The 22,709-nt window shown below is 46.9% G+C and carries 19 protein-coding genes; 8 read left to right on the top strand and 11 right to left on the bottom strand.

From position 1 onward, the window contains the following. Positions 1–47: 47 nt before the first annotated feature. The 3 genes from U2F10_RS07620 to U2F10_RS07610 form a co-directional block, all read right to left on the bottom strand. A complete protein-coding gene (locus U2F10_RS07620; protein ID WP_348918297.1) occupies positions 48–1,748 on the bottom strand; it encodes a glycoside hydrolase family 10-like protein in 1,701 nt (566 codons plus the stop codon). A 105-nt stretch (positions 1,749–1,853) separates the two neighbouring features. Beyond that, positions 1,854–2,204, bottom strand: coding sequence for a translation initiation factor (locus tag U2F10_RS07615; protein ID WP_163670928.1), 351 nt, complete (start codon positions 2,202–2,204; stop codon positions 1,854–1,856). Between the two features lie 158 nt (positions 2,205–2,362). Further along, positions 2,363–3,433: a hypothetical protein gene (locus U2F10_RS07610; RefSeq protein ID WP_163670935.1), complete on the bottom strand. Its 1,071-nt coding sequence runs from the start codon at positions 3,431–3,433 to the stop codon at positions 2,363–2,365. 666 nt (positions 3,434–4,099) lie between these two features. On the opposite strand from U2F10_RS07610, the gene U2F10_RS07605 reads away from it, so the two are divergent. Further along, a complete protein-coding gene (locus U2F10_RS07605; protein ID WP_499871549.1) occupies positions 4,100–4,771 on the top strand; it encodes a hypothetical protein in 672 nt (223 codons plus the stop codon). Positions 4,772–4,825: 54 nt separating this feature from the next. Here the strand turns inward: U2F10_RS07605 and U2F10_RS07600 are convergent, their stop codons facing one another. Both U2F10_RS07600 and U2F10_RS07595 read right to left on the bottom strand, forming a co-directional pair. Then, on the bottom strand, positions 4,826–5,320 hold the full coding sequence (locus U2F10_RS07600; protein WP_499871547.1) for a DUF427 domain-containing protein: 495 nt from the start codon (positions 5,318–5,320) through the stop codon (positions 4,826–4,828). A gap of 16 nt (positions 5,321–5,336) precedes the next feature. Then, a complete protein-coding gene (locus U2F10_RS07595) occupies positions 5,337–7,592 on the bottom strand; it encodes a caspase family protein (RefSeq protein WP_499871545.1) in 2,256 nt (751 codons plus the stop codon). 333 nt (positions 7,593–7,925) lie between these two features. Here U2F10_RS07595 and U2F10_RS07590 point away from each other — a divergent pair, with 333 nt between their 5' ends. From U2F10_RS07590 to U2F10_RS07580, 3 genes are all read left to right on the top strand, one after another. Beyond that, on the top strand, positions 7,926–8,393 hold the full coding sequence (locus tag U2F10_RS07590) for a hypothetical protein (protein ID WP_250565201.1): 468 nt from the start codon (positions 7,926–7,928) through the stop codon (positions 8,391–8,393). 155 nt (positions 8,394–8,548) lie between these two features. Then, positions 8,549–8,728, top strand: a complete 180-nt coding sequence (gene rpmF, locus U2F10_RS07585) for a 50S ribosomal protein L32 (RefSeq protein ID WP_006519493.1) — start codon at positions 8,549–8,551, stop codon at positions 8,726–8,728. A gap of 367 nt (positions 8,729–9,095) precedes the next feature. Continuing rightward, a complete protein-coding gene (locus U2F10_RS07580) occupies positions 9,096–9,479 on the top strand; it encodes a hypothetical protein (protein WP_499871543.1) in 384 nt (127 codons plus the stop codon). Positions 9,480–9,597: 118 nt separating this feature from the next. Here U2F10_RS07580 and U2F10_RS07575 read toward each other — a convergent pair whose 3' ends face one another. Further along, entirely contained in the window at positions 9,598–11,283 is a 1,686-nt protein-coding gene (locus U2F10_RS07575) for a GAF domain-containing hybrid sensor histidine kinase/response regulator (protein WP_499871541.1), read from the bottom strand. 683 nt (positions 11,284–11,966) lie between these two features. Next, complete coding sequence (locus tag U2F10_RS07570) at positions 11,967–12,329, bottom strand: slr1659 superfamily regulator (RefSeq protein ID WP_499871540.1); 363 nt, start codon at positions 12,327–12,329, stop codon at positions 11,967–11,969. 297 nt (positions 12,330–12,626) lie between these two features. On the opposite strand from U2F10_RS07570, the gene U2F10_RS07565 reads away from it, so the two are divergent. The 3 genes from U2F10_RS07565 to U2F10_RS07555 all read left to right on the top strand — a co-directional run bounded on the left by U2F10_RS07565 (position 12,627) and on the right by U2F10_RS07555 (position 15,427). Then, positions 12,627–13,097: a DUF2656 family protein gene (locus U2F10_RS07565; RefSeq protein ID WP_499057329.1), complete on the top strand. Its 471-nt coding sequence runs from the start codon at positions 12,627–12,629 to the stop codon at positions 13,095–13,097. 7 nt (positions 13,098–13,104) lie between these two features. Then, positions 13,105–13,461 carry a hypothetical protein gene (locus U2F10_RS07560; RefSeq protein WP_499871539.1) on the top strand — a complete coding sequence of 119 codons (357 nt, stop codon included), beginning with the start codon at positions 13,105–13,107 and terminating at the stop codon, positions 13,459–13,461. A gap of 1,222 nt (positions 13,462–14,683) precedes the next feature. Further along, complete coding sequence (locus U2F10_RS07555; RefSeq protein ID WP_163670954.1) at positions 14,684–15,427, top strand: hypothetical protein; 744 nt, start codon at positions 14,684–14,686, stop codon at positions 15,425–15,427. Positions 15,428–15,583: 156 nt separating this feature from the next. Here the strand turns inward: U2F10_RS07555 and U2F10_RS07550 are convergent, their stop codons facing one another. The 4 genes from U2F10_RS07550 to U2F10_RS07535 form a co-directional block, all read right to left on the bottom strand. Beyond that, positions 15,584–16,153 (bottom strand): sugar O-acetyltransferase, encoded by a 570-nt coding sequence (locus tag U2F10_RS07550; protein ID WP_499871538.1) that lies wholly within the window; start codon positions 16,151–16,153, stop codon positions 15,584–15,586. A gap of 145 nt (positions 16,154–16,298) precedes the next feature. Continuing rightward, on the bottom strand, positions 16,299–16,715 hold the full coding sequence (locus U2F10_RS07545; RefSeq protein ID WP_163670958.1) for a gamma-glutamylcyclotransferase family protein: 417 nt from the start codon (positions 16,713–16,715) through the stop codon (positions 16,299–16,301). A gap of 225 nt (positions 16,716–16,940) precedes the next feature. Continuing rightward, positions 16,941–17,564, bottom strand: a complete 624-nt coding sequence (locus U2F10_RS07540) for a hypothetical protein (RefSeq protein ID WP_163670960.1) — start codon at positions 17,562–17,564, stop codon at positions 16,941–16,943. A 978-nt stretch (positions 17,565–18,542) separates the two neighbouring features. Then, positions 18,543–19,343: a queuosine precursor transporter gene (locus tag U2F10_RS07535; RefSeq protein ID WP_499871536.1), complete on the bottom strand. Its 801-nt coding sequence runs from the start codon at positions 19,341–19,343 to the stop codon at positions 18,543–18,545. 648 nt (positions 19,344–19,991) lie between these two features. On the opposite strand from U2F10_RS07535, the gene leuS reads away from it, so the two are divergent. Further along, positions 19,992–22,577 carry a leucine--tRNA ligase gene (gene leuS / locus U2F10_RS07530; RefSeq protein ID WP_499871534.1) on the top strand — a complete coding sequence of 862 codons (2,586 nt, stop codon included), beginning with the start codon at positions 19,992–19,994 and terminating at the stop codon, positions 22,575–22,577. Positions 22,578–22,709: the final 132 nt, after the last annotated feature.

Raw genomic sequence — 22,709 nt, 5'->3', positions numbered from 1 at the left:
AAAGTTGTTTCCTCTGTCCTTTTTTGTCCTTGTTATATTTGTCCTTGTTATATTTGAGGCGCAATCACTTTCTCAGGAAATATCTGTAGAAGAGAGTTTTGACGTTGTTCTAACGTCTCAGTATTTGACCACCAGAGAGACTCATAGAAGAAAAAGGAAACGCCAGCATAGGCGCGATCGCGCACCGCTGTCACCTGTTCTTGAATCCGCGCCATAGGCACAGGGCGGCCTCGTAAACCACTAAGTACACCCACCGCCGTTGGAATGTGACGGCGCGCATCCTGAGCAGGATCACGGTTCATTTCCCAAACGAATCGCCCTAAATCACTGCGATAAAGCTGCACAATGAGTTCTTCAATGTAGCCTCGATTCACCCAGGTATCCCAATCTTGCAAAAAGTGTTTGTAGGCAAACTCCTGGGGATTGGGAGACACTGACACAATTGCCTGGGGCTGTTGGGCCTTCACCACTTCAAAGGTGCGACCCATAAAGTCGGTAATTTTGTTAGCCCGCCAGCGAGTCCACTCTGGGTCATGGATATCTGCTGGAGGAGCCTTACCGTTGTGTTCGTGGCGATACAGGTTAACGGTATAAGGGTCATAGCCATAGACCGCCGGTAACCCAAAATGATCATCCACCTGGAAGCCATCGATGGGGTAATTGGCCGCCAGCTCGCTCACCATGTCGAGCATAAACTGTTGCACTTCAGGGTGAAACGGATTGAGCCAAACTCGATTATGGGTACCTTCTGCTTTCACCGTGCTGCCGTCAGCTTTTTGAGTGAGCCAGTCTGGGTGGCTGCGTGCTAAAGCCGAATCAGCTGGAGCCATAAACCCGAATTCAAACCAGGGAATAACTCGCAACCCTAAGGGACGAGCCAAGCTGATCAGCTCCAGCAACATGTCGCGATCGCCCTGGGCAGCTTCCAGGGCTTCATTACGCTCCCCAGTATCATCCACATCCGGGTACAGACCTTGTTGATAGCCAAAGGTCCGTTTGGCCACATCGCTGGGATACAGGGTATATCCCCAATTCCACACCGTTGGATATACCGTATTAAAGTTGAGATCGGCTAGGCGCTGCAAACTGGTCTCTAGGGCATCCCGCGAGAATAACACCTGGCTATCAACATTGGTCATCCACACCCCGCGAATCTCTCTTGCGGGCAGGGGGGCATCAGCCATGGTCCCCGGTTGCACTCGATCAGGAACCAACGCAGCCACGGTCTGATCTGGGCTCGCCGCACACAACAGATTAGCGGCCATACCATAGGTGGCACTGCGGTTGGGGTAAAAACGAACCCGTTCCTGGGAGGCTCGGCCATAGGACTCAGTCGGTATCATCCCTTGGCCTAACGCTGCTGCCACACCTTCACGATTTTCGTAAGCGATGAGGGCGCTGTCACGAAATGTGGCGTCTAATACCTGTGTGGCCTGGGCTTCATAGGGTAAAGCCGCACCGGTGGTGAGAATGGATAGGGCTTGCGATCGCAAAAGTGCCCGCTGTCCATTAGCCTCATCACCCAGGGCTGCATCCAACAGTTGCTCGACCTCGGTATCCCCCTCAAACGTCAATCCCAACGACTCATTAGCGGCTGCAAACTTACCTGGAAAGGTCACCAATACTGCCGAAGCAAACGTCTGCTGCGAAATCGATTGAAACGACTGGCGTATCGCACTAGTATCTAAGATTTGGCGCTGGCCAAGGGTGGCAACACAAGGCTGTTGACGCCAGTCTGCAGCCCGCACACCCAAACCGAAACACCCAAGCCAAGCACAAATGAAAAAACTCAAAATCCCATAGCACAGGAATTTTGCTCGCAAAAAAGATCCCCAAAAAGACATTCGCCTGCTTCAGCCTCCGCTGCGCTTGGCGCGATAGCCTTTTTCAATTAGCAGTGCCACCAACTTAGGGGCATGCTCCCCTTGAATTTCAATGGTGTTATCCTTCACTGTTCCGCCAGAGCCGCACTGAGCTTTGAGGGTCTTAGCCAGCTTTGTCAGTGTCTCAGGGGCATGTTGAAACCCACTAATAATGGTTACTTTCTTGCCTTTACGCCCTTTACCACTCACCTGCACCCGCAGGTCTTGCTCTGTCGGGGGGCGGTCAGGCACTGCCCTGGCCATAGCCGGGTTTTGACCAAATTCTGAATACACAACCCGGTTTGTTGCCTGATCTGTCTTTTTACCCTTGTGTTTCGCCATCTAAGGTGCTCCTTTCTACCCAAACATTCAACCCAGCCAGACCTAGAGCATACAGCCTAGGCAACATGACTCTAAACTACCCTTCATAAGGGTTGAATCCAAAGGCCCAGGGCAAGCTTTCGCCCTAATGGCATACCCATAAGTTTGGCTCGGACAATCTAATCCCAGAAGGCTTCCCACGCATTACGCGGTTGATTCGACGTGTCTTGAGAAGTGCCATCAAAAGTAGGTACTTCTAGAGGTGCAGCCACTGACGTATCCGCCGATGGCAACACCTGGGAACGGTCAGGTACATTGATTGACGGCTGATTACCAAAGGCCCCCGTTGCGGGCTGAGCTGCTGGGAACGGATTGGCACTATTAGCACCTTGGCGTGCACCATTAAATGTTGAAAGTGACGCCGGGGGGGTGTAGCCAGTTGTCCCTGGCGGTGGAGACATGTTGGGAGTCGTGCGAATAAAGGACCGATCAAGGCCATTCAAACTACCAGGCACTACCCCCGTATCCACCTGTCCAAAGGAAAATGTTGGCGTGTCGACATTGCTCTGTTCTGTAGCTGCCGCAGCATCACTCGCAGGTAAAACAGGCAGACCTCTAGAATCTACCTCAGGGGTCTGAGCAGATGTGGTTGCAGCTGCTTGTTCCGCCTCTTGTCGAGCCAAGGCGTCAGCTAAGGCACTGGGAGCTAAAACAGTGGTGGGTTGATTAGCGTTAGGCTGTGATGTCAAAACAGATTCAGAAGGACGCTGTACCGGTATCGCCCCTGCCCCTTTGTCCGACTGAGTATTAGAGCCCCTGGCCCGAGTTCCAAGGAAACTGTATTCGTCAATGTAGCGAGTTAAACGCTCCACACCTGTCTCACTAGGTACGCCGCTAGCATTACCCAATGCCTCATTCAGCGATGCTGCAGCGCTGAGCTCACCACCAGACGTCAAGGCAGATACATCTGAATCTAGTTGGGCCAGCAGCAGTTCTATGTTGTCCAGTTCCGCAGCTACGGCCTGTTCCTCAGGAGTCAGAGACTCTAGCAGCACATCACTAGAGGTGGAATCACCGGAACTACCTAGCCCCGTAGAACCAATTTGCCATGGTAACTGGCCTGGGTTTTGACGATACTCCCAGGCATATACACCTACAACTCCGGTCACTAGAATGCCAAGCCAAAGCCATGGATTTAAGAGGACCTGTAAGCGAGATGGGAAGTATCGAACAGATGGAGGTAATCGCATAAGTCAATGACCCCAATAACGATGGTAATCGTGTGGGCAGCTAAAAAATCAGCAGACAATGAACTAGGAACACAGACGCTCTAAAGAGATTTAGTACCCACCTTTATGCTGGCACGTATCAAAAAATCTTGCCTTTAGAAACGTAACGATAGCTTCAGTGGCACAAGCACAAAAGTTAGCTTGTAAAAGATTAAAGGTTAGCTTGTAAAAGATTATATGTCATGGGAAAAATTCTCCGTGAATATTACAGGGTTTATTGGGTTCACTGTGGCGCTTCTATAAAGCAGGAGTATACTAGGGCAGGAATCCATTTGGATGTTCTAGCAAGCTCCCTTCGGGACGAAAAAAGTAGTTAGCTAAATTTCTCAAGCTGATTACAAAGATGGTGAGTGGCATGTATTGGCTACTTTATTTCTCTGAACTCAACTCCGGAGTAGTGTTTTGATATGGGGTCACACAGGATGTCTTAATCGACACCGAGGAAGCCTTCATCACAATTAAATTTGCTAAAACTCCAAATATTCAAAGATTCTGTTAAGTGTTCCGGCGTTCCGACGGGCTTGTCCTGATTGTTTTAAGATTAGAGCGCGCCAGGGTTAGCATCTCTTTTATCTTCAGCAAAGCCTACAGATTAATTATTCCATTGGCGGTTTGGTAGAACATGTAATGTCTACTTCTAGAGTCCCCAAGCTCCCACCCACAGACAATGGCGAAACTAATAGCGTTCGCTATGAAGTGAATCCGGCTATTGCCCTTAATACTTTGACCGATATCTACAAGCAGGTCCAGAAGTATCAGATACAACTAAGACAGCTAGTCAATAAAATTCATCAGGTCTATGCGGAAGGGCCCGTGGTATCTGGCTGGTTGGCCTCGGAAGCCAGCTTAAATGCGGCAGTTAAATACTCAAATCGTTCTGAGCATGCTCAAACCTGCTATGCAAGGGATCACGCTAGCCCATCCCGCTCCTTAGAGGCCATGGATGTTGCTTTGTTTCGCCATGGCGATGCGGATGATTTGATGAACTATCTGTCAGCCTTAGAAAGTGCCATGCTAGAAAATGGCGCAGTGGCTAACGCAAACACATGCTTGGCTGCAGAATCTCCCTCCAGTTCATTGGCTAACGGCAACCTTAGCCAGTATTATCTATGTCGGCTGAACAGTAGCGGGCAAATTCAAACAGAACAATGCCCACCCGATCAAGTGCCGGTGTTGAGTATGGCCATTGCTCGCTATCGACGGCTCAACCAGTTGATCAAGCAGAAGCAGGCCATTGAAGCAAAATTGCAGGCCATTGTGGAGCTTTTAGGGGATATACAAATGGTATTGGCAGATTAATACCAATGTCGTGTAGGGGTGTTCCACGGAACACCCCTACACGACGTTTGAAAATCACCAACCCCAGGTATTAGCTTCGCCCTTAAAAGGGCCCACAATATCTGAGGTAATCCAACCGCCGTAAAAATCCCCAGCCTGGGCTTGAACTCGCTCGTTATCGACGTAGCAAGCGTCCATGGCACTTGGGTAAAAGGCCACGTAGTTAGCAATTGACTTGAATCGCTCCGTAGGGGTGGGATAGTACCAAGCCACTCGCTCCGCTATTTGTTCACCAACGGTGAGCGAGTAATAGTGGGCGCGTCCTTTCCATTCACAAAACGAGGTGCCAGATGCCCCGGTCAAATATTCCATGGCAATATCACCAGGAGGAATATAGTAGACCGGTGGGTGACTAGTTTCTAACACTCGTTTTGTCTGATTACTTTCAGCAATTACCTGATCGTTAAAGACAATTTTAATGTGCTTGGGGCTATCCACTAATGCAGGCGGACGTGGATAGTCCCAAACAGACTCCTGGCCTGGACCAGGTGGAATACGTCGAGAAAGCATCTGTATGTAGAGTCTCCTATTCGCCTGTCCAGCGTCGAATTTCGGCTTGGGCCTGGTCGTAATTTTCAGTGCCCTCGGGGATCAGCTCCGCAGCCTCAATGGCACTAAAAAAGAGGCCTTGGTCAGCACGGGTCTGGGCAATGGCCAACATTTTGCCTGTCCAGTCGCCAATCAACCTTTGGGCATCGGCGTACTCAACCGACAGCTCTTCTGGGATTTCCTGAAGCTTCAAAATGCCGTTTTGATACGTGCTTGCCTGACCTATGCGTGGAATAGATTGGGCTTCGCGAATCAGGGCGCGGGCATCCGCTCGTTTTTCCCATAGGCTAAGGCGTTCCTGAGCCTCTTGATAAATATCGGCAGGCTCACTGGGAATCAGCTTTGCTGCGTCAATGGCAGCCTGGAGTTCAGCCTCAGCAGCACGACCTTCAGCCAGGTCGAGGATAACCTGACTCCAGCGTTGGATGTCAGCCTGGGCCTCAGCATAGTTGGGATCGCCTGGACGAATTTGGCGGGCGGTTGCGATCGCACTTGCAAACCGAGATGCCTGACTTGGGCGCAGTGACCGACGTGCCTCTTCCAAAATTGCAGCCGTATCAGCCCCATCACCTGTCGTATTACCAGCCGCAGGTACAGTATTGGGCGCAGCCGCCGTCGGCGTCTCAGTCTCTGCCGTATCATCGGGCACATCCGCTGTATCATCGGCATTTGGGTCGTCTACCTCTGGCCCAGTATCCCCTGCCTCCGCATCGGTGGCCGCCTCTGGGTCGTCAGAGTTTTCAGGATCTGGGTCGTCAGACGTTTCGGCCTCTGGGTCCGCTGTAGCCTCCGCATCAGGAGTGTCAGCAGCATCGGGCTCATCAGGAACCTCAGTGCCATCAGGGATACCCACTGAAGGATCGGCATCCGGATCATCCAGCAACGCTCCGGACGGAGCATCAGCCCCCTCCGGATCCCTACCGATGCGAGCCAACAATTCCGGCGGTATGCGCTCTTGCAGCGTACCCAGCATCCGCTGCACCAACGGCTGATCGCGAAATAGCACCGCTGTCAATAGCAACAGAGCCCCCAGCACACCTAAGGCACCCAGGCAGCCTCCCGTGCGGTTCTTAGCAGGTGGATCCTCTGGCAGGTTATCCACCGTTGTGCTGCCATAGATATCGCCCTCATCATCGGTGTCGGTATCCAGCGAAAACGGCTCCCGTGGTGGCTCCTCCGGTAGTTCATCTTCCAGTACAAACTCCGGTACAGGCTCTGGGATTAGATCGCCATCGTCACCGGTATCTGGATTGTCGGGAACAAGACCCGCATCCATGGCTCCAGCATCCATGGCTGACGTTTCAGGAATCAAAGGCGGTTCTTCCGGCATGTATTCTGGTGTGTCTATTGGTGCGCTCGCATCCTCTGTAAATTCATCTATAAACTCATCTGTAAATTCATCGTTTGCGATCGCATTCGGAGCATCCACCATCGCCGCCAACCCTGCTGCTCCAGCAACAGCCGTAGACTCCACTGACTGAGCCGCCGTTGTTTCCCGTTGATGCCAAAGCAACTGAAACTTTTGTTCTTCAGGGAGTATCACCACCGGATTTTGAATGGGCCGCCAATGATGCTCACACAGCTCAGGAATCCGTTCTACCAAATAGCGCTCCAGGTGACTGAGGGTTGCACAACCGTCGTAGCGCAGGCCCTCTAATAGTGCTGCCGTAAATAACCCATGGCGCACCGCCAATGTCTCGTGGGAAAACTCGTTGGGCTGACAGGACAAAATTAAGGGAATCCGAGCCTTTTGAGCCAACTTAGCCACCTGTTCACCAATGGCTTGACCCGCTAGCGCACTCTGACTACGGTTCATATCCAGCACCATCATGATGTTGTCAGTTGGTGCTTGTTTGAGATATTGCACCACATCCTGTAGCGCAATCCCAGTTTGTTTCACCTGGGCCGGATCACCATCCACAGGCATTAAATAGTCTTTGTTATCAGCTTGAGCCCCATAGCCACTGAAATAAAACCAAAGGGTGTCATCCTGTTGCACCCGGCCCTGGCAAATGGTCTCTAACCAATCATGAATAGCCACCCGGTCAGGGACAACCGCTTCCTGTTCCGTCGAGGTGGACAAATCACTCAGCAAAATGCAGTTTTCCGGCGCAAAACCAGCATCTTCAATTAGATATCTGCGAATACCCACCGCATCATTTTGAGCTTGCATCAGCGGCTGAAACCCCTGATACTGATTGATTCCAATAATAATTGCCCAGCAATTCGACATCAGAGACCACCAAATACAGATTGGACGTTGAAGGGAACAGAAGCTTTCAGCGCCATATATTACTGCAAGTTGAGCCGTTTGCGTTGGGATCCGGCATCAACTTATAGATCAATCACTGAGTGACTTCCTTATCCAGTCAAAATTGTGGCCTGCACAGCTTTGCTATTCTTGTTCATTCAAGCTACAAAAGTGGGAAAGTTTGACGATAGTCTTACTTAGCTGTCATATCGGAGTAAACCCTTGAGTTTTCCCGAAACCGCAATTCTGCACATGAACGCAGTTTATATTACAGTTCTACCCGGACGGCATTACTCCTAGCATTTGTTAATCTACATGTCTACGACATCCCTCTACCGACCCTATTCCAGACGGCGACGCCAGCGCACCCTAGCGCAACACCTCAGCGCCTCATGCGCCCCCCTTGGGTTAGCGGTCTTACTGGGGACCTCTGGAGCTTTGTGGCTAACCGAAGCTTTGATCATGCCTAAGGCATCCTATGCCTATACGTCTCGGTTAAATTTATTTTTGACGTTGGAAGACGGTGAACCTTACAGCAGTCTGGTAACGCGGGCCAATATGGCAGCTCGGGCAGGCGCACAGCGTAGTTTTGACCAAGATTTGCTAATCACGGAAGTGATGATTAGTGTGACTGCGGAAAATAGCGACGGTATTGCCGTGCCTATTTTGAACCTACGGGTCAGCCGTCAGGAGTGGGGTCAGCAGCCGATGACTGAATATTGGGCGACATATTTTCGGGGGGCTCAGACGTTACTTGAGTCTTCGTCAGAATCGTCGTTTTAGGGAATTTTTGAGACCAGCCTGCTAATGACTAGGGATATCCCAGGGCAGGTACAAGACCAGCCCCTACAACGCCCCTAAATTTCCTCACTAGAAACTAGCCCCTGCGCACAACTTTGGTCTATTATCAATAGGTTGTCTAATTTTCCAACAGGTCCATGGCGGTTCCTAAGAAGAAACGCTCCAAGTCTAAGCGCAACATGCACCGCGCTGTTTGGAAGCGTAAAGCAGAATTACAGGCTCAGCGGGCTTTGAGCCTTGGCAAGTCGGTATTGACTAATCGGTCCAATAGTTTTGAGTATCCTCAAGATGATGAGGATGAGGACGACGACGAGTAAGGTTACGGACGTCTTTTGGATAAAAGCAGCGGGTGGGGTTCTGAGGGGCTTCACCCGTTGTTTTTTTTGCACATTACGGCAAGCCTTGTCAGGTGATACAAACATTATTCATGCAACATAAGGCTTTGGACTATTTATTTTTGTATCCTCGCTAGCCGCTGGGCTTTTTGTTGGACGCTTGCTGGGCTTTGGCTGGAATACGGCCCTACTGATGGGAGCCGTATTTGCTCCCCATACATTGTTGGGATATCCAATTGTGAATCGGCTGGGGGGTAATGGGTAATGAAGCCATTACCCATTACCATTGGTGCCACCATTTTTACCGATATTCTGGGGCTTTTACTCCTGGCAATTTCTGTTTCTATCCATGCCGGAGAGTTCTCTCTATTTAGTCTGGTCGCTCAAATCCTTGCCCTTGCCATCTACGCTGCCACTGTTCTTTTTGGCCTGGACTGGGCGGGTAAACTTTATTTTCGGCTTAGCCATCAGTCGTGCCTATGCCCATATGGATGACCCAATCTTGGTGGATGATTTGAAAAAGTGCCAACTGATGGTGCAAGAAGCGAACAATATTAGTCAAACGCTGAGTGTAAAAGCAAATCCTATTGTCAGCATTGCCGATGATGCAGCCACGGGCATTAGCCACACAGCCCGTGAACAAAATGCCAACCTGATGGTAAGTGATGTCACGACTCAATTAATCCGAGAACTGACCTGTTCTATTGTGTTGTTTGGTGAGCCCCATATGTAACACCACACTTTTTGCCTGAACAGTTTAGAATGCAATACCACAATGACTTTGGAACTCTAACCTAGAGTAGGCCCTGGCCCAACACACATCGTTTGAGGATCGGTCTGAATACAAGCAATTAAGCCAGTACTTGTGCGATCGCACCCAGCAATTCCTGAGCCCGAATCGGTTTAGTCAAGTAGCCATCGATCCCTTGTGCTATTAACCGCTCTTGGGTTTCTGAGATCGCATGGGCCGTAACCATCAAAACAGGCACCTGTATCTGTTGTTTTTGACAGTACTTAAATATCTCTTGAGCAGCCTCTTCCCCTCCCATGATAGGCATTTCAAGATCCATTAGCACCAGGTCAAAAGAATGTTCTAAAAACTGTTTACATGCCTCTTTTCCGTTGTTAGTCAAGCTTACAATACAGCCATTTTTCTGCAACAGGTGTTCCAAAAGCTTCTGGTTAATGGGATTATCCTCTGCCACCAAAACACGAATTGAACGACGCAGCCGCAACCGCACATCCTTGAGAGGATTGTCGGGCAATACCTGAATTGCAGCAGCCTGAATAATTGGGCACGTCAAGGTAAACGAAAAAATTGAGCCCTCTCCCAACTCACTTTTCAGGTGTAGTTTCGACTTCATAAGCTCCAACAGCCGTGATGAAATCGCCAACCCTAAGCCGGTGCCGCCATGTTCTTGCCGATTATGGTTACTAGCCTGGACGAACGGTGAGAATATGTCTTGCTGCTGATCGTTGGCAATGCCAATACCCGTATCTGACACACAAATTTTGACAGTTACAACATCAGAGGCCATGTGCTGTAAACTACAGCGCAGATTAATCAACCCATAGCGAGGTGTAAATTTAACCGCATTACTGCATAAATTCAGCAAAATTTGGGAGAGCCTATTCTTATCGATTAAAAGCCTTTCTGGAATGGACGAGTCAACGTCAATTGAAAATTGCAGCTGTTTTTGAAAAATCTCATCCTGCAAAACCTCTTCGATGATTGTGCAAAGATTGCTCAATGATGTTGGGGTCGGTTTGAGGGTTAATTTGTTAGCCTCAATTTTTGAGAAATCCAGAACATCGCTGATAATAGCCTGCAAAATTTGTGCAGAGGTATTGGCCGTATCCACATACTGCTGCTGCTCTAGCGACAGTTGGGTATCGGACAGCAGGTCCAATGCCCCGATGATGCCGTGGAGCGGCGTGCGAATATCATGGCTAATCATGGCTAAAAACTGGGATTTTGCCTGATTCGCCTCCAGCGCCTGAAAATGAGCCTCTTCTAGAACACTGGTATAGTGGGTAATCTTCTCAGAAAATAACCGGGCTTCTAGCAAGTACATCACTTGCGATGCCAGTGTTTTGAGGCCATCAATTTGATGCTGGTTCAATTTTCTAGGAACAAAATCGATCACGCATAGGGAGCCGAGGTTATGGCCCCGAGGTGTAACCAGCGGAATACCTGCATAAAAGCGAATTTTTGGATTGCCCAATACTAAGGGGTTGTCCTTAACCCGCTCATCAGCCGTGGCGTCCTCAACGATGAATGGAACTTTGCCCAGAACTGTATATCCACAGAATGCTTGTTGCCTGGGCGTTTGATTAATATCAAGACCGCAAACAGATTTAAACCACTGACGATGCTTATCAACCAGGCTGATTAAGCTTACAGGGGTTTGACAAATATAGCCAGCCAGACGAGTCAGTTGATCAAAGGAGGCTTCAGAAGGGGTATCTAAAATCCTGTAATAACTTAGGTCCGCTAGGCGGTCAGCATCGTTTTTGGGAATAGGAGCGGCCGGCATATTAAAATCAGGCAGCATCTCTGAGATCTACCGCCTGTAAAGTCTAATATCAGAATTAATAATTTTATTATAGCTGGCTGAATTCCGTCATTTTTGCGATCGCATTTTTTGAAACCGCTCCTTTTCATAAGCTTCGACGCCTTACCTAGGCTTTCATAAAGATTCCAGCCAGAATTGATAAGTTTATTGCCAAAGTCTGTTTTTTCCCCGGATATATCTAAATGCACGGAACTTTCAGGTCTCAGCATCAGGTTAAGGGATGATTAAACCCAATCAATGGATATGTCCAGCCATCAGTGTATCGGTGAAGAGATGGAACCATCGGATTACTGGTGGAAACACTCAAACGACGAAAACCGGCTTACTCCGATGCGGCGGCACGTCCTAAAGAAATACATCCCTAAAAAATAGTAAGGACTTAATGAAGCATTAGTAAAAAGCATGAAGCCCATCTAAAAAGCTTCAGCCTTTAACGTGATGTTCATCTTTTCTTGATCTCTGTTTGTGACAGTCAATCCCATTGTTGTATTAGAGAGCGTGACTGCTACAGACGTAACAGCTAAAAATTTTGTTGTCTAAAAACATTTCTTTTAACAGGGTGACAACGTTAACTCTCGTTTAATTCCCCTGTCAAAAACTGTTCAGCCAATGAAATCAGCTTAGGAAAGTTACCTTTAGATTAATCAATCAAGGATTAGCTGTACTCTGGGTAAAAGTTTAGGCATATTCTTGAGAGATTTAGCTTGCCAAGGAATCCCTCGATCTCCAATAACAATTAATCCAATATTTTTTTGCGTGCGTAAGCTTAACAAGAATTTGGAAAACATGTTAATGCCTGAGCTGTTGAGAAATAACACATCCCTCAGATCCAGCGTTATGGCAGCGGGTTGAGTCGCTGCTATCTTCAGCAACAGGTGCATAATCGGTGTATATTCCGCATATCCCCTGAGCACTAACTGTCCCCTGAATTTTACGGTCGCTGTGTCAGCGTTATAAGTAATGGAGTAATGATCACCGGACAGTTCTTGATTAAGCATAGTCATCATTTCAAGCAGATTACTTGGCTTTGCCCCCAGTCAGGCACAGGTATAAATGGTGTCCTGAACTAAGTGTGTCAACACCACTGGGCAGATAAATCCCGCAACCCACATTCCGCATTTTGAAGTGGCATAGTCGGCTATCAATATCAGCCTGTCTCAAATACACCCAGACAATATAAAACCCAGACAATATAAATTGTGAATACAGGCAAATCAGCCATATTAATTCAACCACATCAATAGTTTGATTGACCTACCACTGATATCCTATTTAACGTCGTAACATTTTTTCACCAAGCAGATATGGCAGCGACTACCCGGATGCTTCTCTCTCACAATTGCACACTTCCTGACGGCCAAGTATCTAGCCTTAGTCGTGACGACTTTGCCAGTGTATTCATTAAAGGGCTTCAGGTGCATACTGATATTACATGTAGCCTAATTGACAACCCCCATTGGATGGTGGAAGTTCTTTTTGATGCAGAGCAAACGTCTCCCACTGAGGTGGCCACACTCTGTGCTCAGAGTCTTAGCTCTCAACGTTTGGCGGACCCGGCAAAAAGCATTGACAGTTTCACGGTGATGTTACTAGGCGGTGTCAAAACCACACCTGCTATGGGTACTTCGCCTACATCATTGCAAACCGGTGAGTGGGGTGTGGATGTGGTAGAGACAACATCGCCTGAGCAATTTTTAGCGGGTCTCAATTGGGAAACGGTGATTGCTAGCAAGCCGTCTGAACAAATTTTCAAGGTTACCTGTGTAGTTGAATAGCTCCACTATGGCAGGTGATACGGTCCTATCTTTGTCGCGAAATCTGCGGGCTTCTATGGAGCGTCTAGCAATTATACCGGGTGCGATCGCACCTACCAAGGAAATCATTACCCCCATTGCTCCATTTAAATTATTCCAGTGGTTAGCTCCCTCTGAGCCCTTATTTCATCGACTTGGATGGCACCCTGCCTATTATCGGCAGGTCCACGTGATTATTGGACAACCTCTATGGATAACCGCTAAACATAGAGCGAGCTATCGAAATAGTCGTTCAAATACTGAAGTTAAAAGGTTGACCCAAACTTGCCATACAGAAATTGCGACGTTGCTACAGAACAGTTCAATGTTGTCTACTGGTGAGTAAACTTACCTATCAAAACAACAACTTAGCTGTGGAATTGTAGTGTGATGTTGCACTGACTGACTAATCTCTGTAGCAAGATTAATTGATTGAGTTCTATAGCTTTAACCTTAGGTTTAGGCTGATGCTGTTTTGCCAGCAATAAAAGACTTACTTAAAGCAGCTCACAACAATTATGCCTCTGTGAAAAAATAGTCTCACCCAAACTTGCAAACCCAGGTTATTCCAGAGGCTTACATATTCTGCGGAGAGATGTATAGCAAACTGCTGAATGCATATTTCCAAAAGAGAGGCTGTGCCAAGCTATATATTACAACTTACAACTGTGAACTTTCATCTCATCAGTCCCAACCTATTGGTGAAGGGATCTATATTGTGGGTGGAGCGAAAGTTCCCCTGACAGATTAAATCAAAAAGGCCTGTAAAGGCTGAGGAGGTTAACATAGCTGAATCACAAGAATCTGTCTCGTCAAATCAAAAGCAGCACTCAATTGTGTTATCAATATTTTCTCTAATAAGCTAATGGGAGCACTGTTGTTGTTATTTAACCGATTTCAACACATCTCTAAGTTAAGCGCATGGTATGAGAGAAATGGTTTTGATAACTGTTTGGGTGTTGTTTTTGTTTAAATTCGCCAAATGGCTATTGCTGGTGTTACCGAGCCTTAGTCTCCACCCAGCTTTATGGGGGATTCGCCTCGAAGATAAGGTTCGCACCTAGCAGTGACAGGATTGTTCCATTTGAGCCACCATAACAAAGCTAAGCCCAGAACCCATGGGCTCCGACTCCCAGGACAACCGCAATGCTAACCATTGAAGCAACTCTTTCCATGGCCGATTCAGTTGGTTAGCCGGTAGCCTATCAAAGGTCTATTAATAGCTCTATCGAAAGTATTCATAGAAGTATCACAACAAAGACATACTTCTATGTTTTGAATAGAGATGCAACAAGTTAATGGAGATATCTAAATATCTATTTCGGTAGCCTATTATACAATTCTGTGGAGCCATCATATCAATTCCATGCATCTATTTTAAAAGTCTCTATGCTGTCCGTCAGTGAGAAATAGGTAGATGTCTTAGGTGCTTGATAAATATAGGTATTCTGAGTAACAAGTTTCTAGTGTCTACCTCTGAGTTTCTAAAAAAATCTCCGGGTTAACATCTGTTCATAAGAACAATAAACAAGCGCTCATATTCAAAAAAATATTTAGTCATTTAAACAATGTACAGTCTTGAAACCTTTACAAATACTGATGTTTCCCATTGCGCTGTTGCTCTTCGCAACCTAGAGTACGAGTCACAGAATATGGAAGATGCTGCCAATCGCATTGTGCGTTATATTTACGACAGTTTTCTTGACTCACGCACTGGCGATCAGGAATTGGCCCTTGTTCGCTTCTTTAAAACTCACCCTTTTAGAGAACTGAATCCACAACTCCAGAGAGAAGCGCAATCAATCGCCCAAGAACGATATGTTCCTCCTTCGACAAAATGTCTGACATTAATGGCCACAGCAGGTGATGAGCCTCAATGGAATTCTCGATACAAATCTAACGGTCATCAGGCTATTCCTCTGATAGACGAAGATTTTGTACGACAGGCACCAATGGTTTTTCAACTGATCCAGCAGTTTGGATTAAAAGTCAGTACAGTAGTTGATACCAATTCTTCCTTAATTACCAAAAGTCCCCATAAAGCATTTAATGTTTTTTATGTACCAACTGCTCTAAATAGTCCCTATATTCCTGCGCAGAAAAAGTTTGTTGTCCCCTATCGGGTAAAATCAGTTCTGGGATTTGGCGGTATGTTGCCATCTAATGAGCTGTTTGCAGTTATTCTGTTTAGTAAGACTTTTGTGCCTGATCAAACTGCCAATCGGTTTAAGTTTATCTCAGCCTATATTCGTGTAGCTGTTGAATCATTCAATCGCAGCAACATTTTTGCGTCGGAAGCTCTAAAAGACTAGTCTTTAACAGGAAATTGAGCACCGTCAACAAACATTGCCTGATTTAGAGCTCATGAGTAACCATTATCAGGCAACTTATCGTTATCCTGCCCCTGCTCAATAACACAAACGCATGCTATTTAATGGCTAGGTGTTAGTTCAGTACTACTCAGTGCCCTAGGGCTCTCTGTGCAAAAGTCGAATCACGCGGCAAGGATTACCCACAGCTACACTATTGGCCGGAATGTTTTTAGTAACAACACTACCTGCACCAATACTGCTGTTATCTCCAATAGTGACACCGGGGCAAATAATTGCTCCACCACCAAGCCACACATTATTGCCAATGGTAATAGGCGCAGCCATCTCTACACCCGTCATCCGCACTGCCGGATCAGTCGGATGATAGGCTGTATAAATCTGTACGTTCGGAGCCATTAAGACATCATCACCAATGGTCACCCAATTACAATCGAGAATAGTGCAGTTGAAATTGGTGTAAAGATTTTTGCCAGCCCGAATATGGTGGCCGTAGTCACAGTAAAAAGGTGGATTTATTTCAAACCCAGGTCCAAGATCACTAAAAAGTGATTGAATAATTTTCTGGCGCTCCCTCAAATTATCAGGAGGAGTCATGTTTAATACATGCAAAAGACCCTGTGTCTTATGTCGCATAGATACCAACTCTGGATCGGTCGACAGATAGGGCTCATTTGCTAACATCTTTTCCCATTCTGTTTTACCCATAATTTACGAATTAATTTAAAATCTCAGACTGCGGATGACATAAAAAGAACACATCACTAATCATTACCCACGATTCACTGCCCTAACGCAAATTTTGAATTTGATGCGTTACTAGTAATCATGATTTGTAGAAGTTAAATTTTCTTTATTTAGCGTACGCTTCCCACTCTCCTGACGCTACCCAAACCGCCCCTATAGGTGGTTTATCCATTAAATATATCCAAGCTTCACCAATAGGCTGACCAGCTAAATTAAAAACCATTGCCCGTTGACGTGTATATTCTTCCTCAATATCATCAATGCTCATATTCTGATACTCATCGGGATTATAACCTTCTAAATAGTCCAGTCTTGCCATGGCGGTTGCATCTAGGGTCAATAAATACCCTTTAACCCAACCATCTCCCATTGTCATAGTTGGGTAGCCTAGATGCGGTAAGTCGTAGAGCAGACCCTGCACCTGGGCAGGCTGAGATTGCTTTAAATAAGCGGCGCAATATTGCTGATAATAGATGCCTTCTGGCTTGAGCGTACCGTAAACAAAAACATCAATGGTTCCCATCTGGAAAATCTACCTTTAACAGCACAGTAGCCGTATACATTGAGTCCAAGGAGTGGTACTGCCTCTTCCATGAGTTCTCCAATCATTATTAAGTAACGTATGGATTGAGGAAAGAGATACTATTTCTCACGTCACTCAAACATACACCGCTACAAAAGGAAACGTGCTGCCGATGGTAAATCCTTCGACAGCACGTTTCCTTCTATTCAGAGAGCGTGTGGGGCTCTATCTAGTCTTAACTGCCTTTTTAGATAGGCTATAAGTACCGCCACGGCCACGATACCAGTCACCATCACGAGCACCTGCCGACAGGATATTCGAAACGCGGCTACGTGCCTTTAAGTACTGAGGCTTTGGCATATCCTCTTCAAAAATACTCAACATCACATCAGTAATCTTAAAGCTATCCTTAGGCTTAGTCTTTAAGACATCAGTCACAACATCAGGCAACCGTTGCTGGCGATACTTCTCAAGTACATACCGTTGCCACCGCGCTGATCGACCATCTGCCTTTTTGGTTGGAGCAGATTTTTTCACAGTGCTTGTTTGCCGTGCTTTGGTGGGCTTTGGTTCATCAGCGGCAATCTTTGATTTTGTCACCCTGGCGAGCTTCGCAGCCACAGTCTCTTCAGCAGCTTCGGCTTTAGTAGATGCAATGGCTTCTTTAATAACAGGAGCTACCACGGCAGCAAGTTGACCGTTATCGGCTGATGAGTCAAACATTGCAATGACTGTCTGTAAGCCTTTACGTTGCTCCTGAATTTCAGCAAGTTGTTGCATTAATGCAGCTTCTTGAGAAGACAAAAGGGACTCAGCTTCTACAAGCTGAGGAAGCACAGTTACTGACATGTTACGTTTCCTCTATGGGGTCTAAAGTTCAAAGATGAAGTCAATTGACGTCTTAATGTGTGACTTTGGAGAGTAATCAAGCATACCGCAATCTCAGCACTTCAAAACACTAATCACCAAAATACTGACAGATTAAAGTTTTCCCTGATCTCTCTTTTTCTCTACAAACAGTTGAATCTCGAAGGCGAATAAATTTCAATGCTTTTTTAACCACAGATTGCTTTTCGTAAGTAGGTTAGGGCTTCTATCCTATTTCTTATTCTCTACAGCCATTTGACTTTTGGCAATATTTTAGATGCTAAACCTATATAAAATGTGTAGCGTCCTCCAACGACAATAGATCAAAATCAGTGAGATCGAGGCCAGTAAAAACCTCATAATCCGCTTCAGTGAGCAGCTTTTCCCATAATTTTCTTTGATCGACATTTGATTGACAAATGAGAAGTAGTTCATGCGAACTAATTGGCTAGATAAATCCTCGAAAGGGTGATACTTACTTTTTAGTTGCTATCCTAGCGTTTCTTCAAATCTCTGAGATTCTTCAATAATCTAATTCACCGAGATGGTGTGCTTATGAAAGCCTCTGCAGATGGTTGCTTGACGGCATATTTAGGTCAAAGGTAAGAATAGCTTCATCAAAGTTTCTGATGGGCTTTAATGTTTCTCATTTAAGAGCACAAACCTGGTAATAGCAGCCCCTTAATAAGCAATCTGTTCAAATATGCTTGAGTAACCATAGATATAGACACTCAAGCCATCTACGTGGGCTTTTTAGCAAAATGTGAGTTAAGTATCTATGGTCTCTCAAAAATCACCTCAAACTCTGCCACTCCCAATGTTGCGCCAATTTCCCTATGGCCTGGTATCGTCATATTCGAGTCCCCTGGTGAGTGATGCGTTTGATTGCTTTGAAATCTCCAAGAATTTAGATGCCTGATCAGGTGTCTTCTAGGTGAACTTGGGATCACTAGTTGCTGTTCACTTAAATGATTTTCTAAAGACCGGAGACTCTAATTGCAGGTAGTTCGATAACCAATACACGCACAGATAAAATGGCCCCGTATCCAATAGGGCTGCTACCAGTTTAAATACATAGCCATAGCCAATAAACAGCAGTAGCTGAGTCCAAAGATCCTGGGTCGGATCAATTGGCAAGACACCAGCAAAAAAATGAGTAATCAGCACCACCGCCGCCGTATCCACCAACTGACTGATCAATGTGGAGCCATTGTTTCGTAACCACAAATATTTTCCCTGGGTTAACTCTTTCCAAAAATGAAACAGCTGCACATCCACAAACTGAGCCGTTAGGTATGCGATCATTGAGGCTGTTACTGTGCCAAAGGCAAGATTCCGAATCTCGAAGAAAATGGGAAGACGTTCAGCTGCATCCTTTACCAATTCCCCTGTGGTGGGATCAACTGCTTCAAACCCTGGTAAAACCCCCCCCAGCCAAACAATAAATACAACCCATAGGTTAAGCAACAGTCCTACCCAAACTACCTGATTGGCCCGATTACGACCATATAATTCAGAAATTAGGTCAGTACATAAAAATGTAAGCGGATAGGGTAGTGCTCCTACGGCCACAGTAATGGCAAAATCATTCCAAGTGAAAATGTTGACAAACCGGCTAATTCCAAGAATATTCAGCATTCCCAAGGTGCCAAGGAATAAGCCTGATAAGACTAGAAAGACTACAGCACGCCGCTCCTGAATGTAGTCGGGTACTAAATTAGAAGTAACTTTAGAGATCGGATCGTTGATGCTAACTGACATAGATAGATAGATAGGAAACGAGGCCAAAGCTAAGTAACAGGAATAAAGGCTAACCAGCCGAGCAATTAATGTAGATTTTGGGTGTAAGGCATTCTTATGTTTAGAAGGTATCGTGCATGTAAATCCAGAAGATTATGACTTGAAAGATAATCTGAATCTTGACTTGACTCTCATCCTAAACCCTTCTCTCTAGGAGATGAGTACCCTCAACCATTTATCCCATCTATAGAATTAATCCAATCTTGCCTAGATTCAACGAAGGTTCCCATTGCGCATACCTTAAAACAGAATTGCGGCGGTGAACGCATTGGCATCATCCACTCCCGTCATATACGTATCTACTTGAAACGTATCTACTTAAAATTTGCCGGATGGAATCATGATTTGGATCGGCAACAACCTCCATTTATATAGCTGATAAGCCAATTTTTAGCCTTTAGCTCACCGATACGTATCATTTCTGATAACGCCTACATTCAGCGACTACTTGCCAAACCACTCAAAACTTTTTTGCTCGATGCAGTCCCAATTCCATCCAGATGGGCACCAGACGACTAGAATTGATTATGCAATTCTGCAAGGTTGCCGAAAGTGGGCATCCGCAGATGTATCTAACGGAAAACATTTATTAGGAAGGGGAAACCAAACGTGGAGTCTCGATACAATCCAGCAGACATCGAGAAAAAATGGCAGCAACATTGGGTAGAGCAGGGGCTAGACAAGACACCTGCGAACCCAGGGCAGAAAAAATTCTATGCCCTATCCATGTTCCCCTATCCTTCTGGCAACCTGCACATGGGGCATGTACGTAACTACACGATTACGGATGTCATTGCTCGTGTGCGTCGCATGCAGGGCTATAACGTGCTTCATCCCATGGGTTGGGATGCGTTTGGTCTACCCGCAGAAAACGCGGCTATTGACCGTGGCATTCCTCCGGCCAAATGGACGTATCAGAATATTGGCCAAATGCGAGAGCAGCTTAAAGAGTTGGGTCTTTCCTATGACTGGGAACGGGAAGTGGCTACTTGCTCGCCAGACTATTACCGCTGGACCCAGTGGATCTTCTTGCAGTTTTACGAAGCGGGCTTGGCTTACCAAAAGGAAGCCGCTGTTAACTGGGACCCCATCGACCAGACTGTATTGGCCAATGAACAGGTTGATAGTGAAGGCCGATCCTGGCGCTCGGGTGCAAAGGTGGAGCGTAAGTTGTTGCGTCAGTGGTTCCTCAAAATTACGGACTACGCTGACCAGTTGTTGAGCGATCTCGATCAGCTTGATGGCTGGCCCGAACGAGTCAAGCTTATGCAGGCCAACTGGATTGGTAAGTCCACTGGAGCCCACGTGGTATTTACCACTGAGGACGGTGACGATATCAAAATTTACACCACTCGCCCAGATACGCTTTGGGGTGCATCCTTTATGGTGCTGTCTCCGGAGCATCCGCTGGTGGAAAAACTCACTACAGTTGACCAGACAGATGCCATTAAGGCCTACCAAGATACGGCAGCAGGCATGAGTGAGATGGATCGCACTGCTGAAAACCGTGAGAAAACTGGCGTGTGGACTGGAAGCTATGCCATCAATCCAGTTAACCACCAGAAAATTCCCATTTGGATTGCTGACTATGTGTTGATGGATTATGGTACTGGTGCAATTATGGCAGTGCCTGCCCATGACCAGCGAGACTTTGAGTTTGCTCGTAAGTTTGATTTACCGATCCATGTGGTGGTGCAACCCGAGGGAGAAGCCTTGGAGTCGAACTCCATGGAGGAAGCCTATTCCCACGATGGCGTGATGGTTAACTCAGGTCCTCTGGACGGGATTCCTGCGGGTAAAGGGGAAGGCCAGAGTGTTCCTGCCGCAATTAAGTGGTTAGAGGATAACAATAAGGGGGAAGGCACAGCCAACTATCGTCTGCGAGACTGGTTGATTTCTCGCCAGCGCTATTGGGGTGTGCCCATCCCCATGATCTACTGCGATAGTTGCGGCACGGTGCCCGTACCTGCCGATCAGCTCCCCGTGGTCTTGCCTGAGGATGTGGAATTTAGTGCTCGCGGTGGTTCACCGTTAGCTAAGATGACCGACTGGATTAACTGCCAGTGCCCCAGCTGTGGCGCAGATGCCAAGCGAGAAACGGACACGATGGATACGTTTATCGATTCGTCCTGGTATTTCTTGCGCTATGCCGATGCCAAGAATGAAGAGTTGCCCTTTGCAAAAAACAAGGCGAATGACTGGCTCGCAGTAGATCAATATGTGGGCGGTATTGAGCATGCCATTTTGCACCTGTTGTATTCCCGGTTCTTTACCAAGGTGTTGCGCGATCGCAACCTCGTCTCCATTGACGAACCCTTCCAGCGACTGTTGACCCAGGGTATGGTGCAGGCCATCACCTACAAAAACCCCACCACTGGCAAGTACATCGCCCCTGGCGACATCGCCGATCTCAACGGGCCCAAAGATCCTGAAACCGGCGACCCACTGCAGGTGTTCTACGAAAAAATGTCCAAGTCGAAGTATAACGGCGTGGAACCCCGTGTGGTGCTCGGCAAGTATGGGGCCGACACCGCCCGCATGTTTATCCTCTTTAAAGCACCACCTGAGAAAGATTTGGAATGGGATGATGCCGATGTGGAAGGTCAGTTCCGTTTTTTGAATCGAGTATGGCTGTTGGTAAATGGCTTTGCAGAGACCCTGGGCAGCAAAAAACGGATTACCAATGTGGATCAAAGCAGTCTCAACAAGGCTGACAAAGACTTGCGGCGGGCTATTCATACGGCTATTAAGGAAGTCTCAGAAGATGTTGAGGAAGGCTACCAGTTCAACACAGCCGTGTCTGAGCTGATGAAGCTGAGCAACGCTCTCAAAGATGCCAAACAACAAGACAGTGATGTCTATGCTGAGGGTGTGCAAACCTTAGTACTTCTTTTGGCCCCCTTTGCGCCCCACATTGCCGAAGAGCTGTGGCAAAAGTTGGGCTTTAGCGAGTCGGTTCACCGCCAAAGCTGGCCTACCTTTGAGGAAAGTGCCTTGGTAGCCGATGAGATTACCCTAGTGATCCAAATTAAGGGTAAAACCCGAGGCACCATTGCCGTTCCTGCCAGTGCTAGCAAGGATGAGCTAGAGCAGTACGCCCGCGCATCGGACATTGCCCAAAAACATCTTGCAGGCAAGGAGATTAAAAAGGTAATTGTGGTGCCAGGTAAATTGGTGAACTTCGTGGCTGTTTAAGCCCTTGCAGTTAAACGGTTTCATCGAGGGATGTTACAAGGAATAGCTGAAAGTAGCTGTGATTAGGTGAATGTAACCATCTATGGTTATGATAGGAGTTGCGATCGCAATATTCTGCACCTTTGGAGCATT

The sequence above is a fragment of the Leptothoe sp. EHU-05/26/07-4 genome (assembly GCF_043421015.1).
In the GTDB taxonomy this organism is placed as follows: Bacteria; Cyanobacteriota; Cyanobacteriia; order Phormidesmidales; family Phormidesmidaceae; genus Leptothoe; species Leptothoe turfae.
Note: the sequence above shows the minus strand (reverse complement) of the source record. Positions and strands in the feature narration are given on the sequence as shown.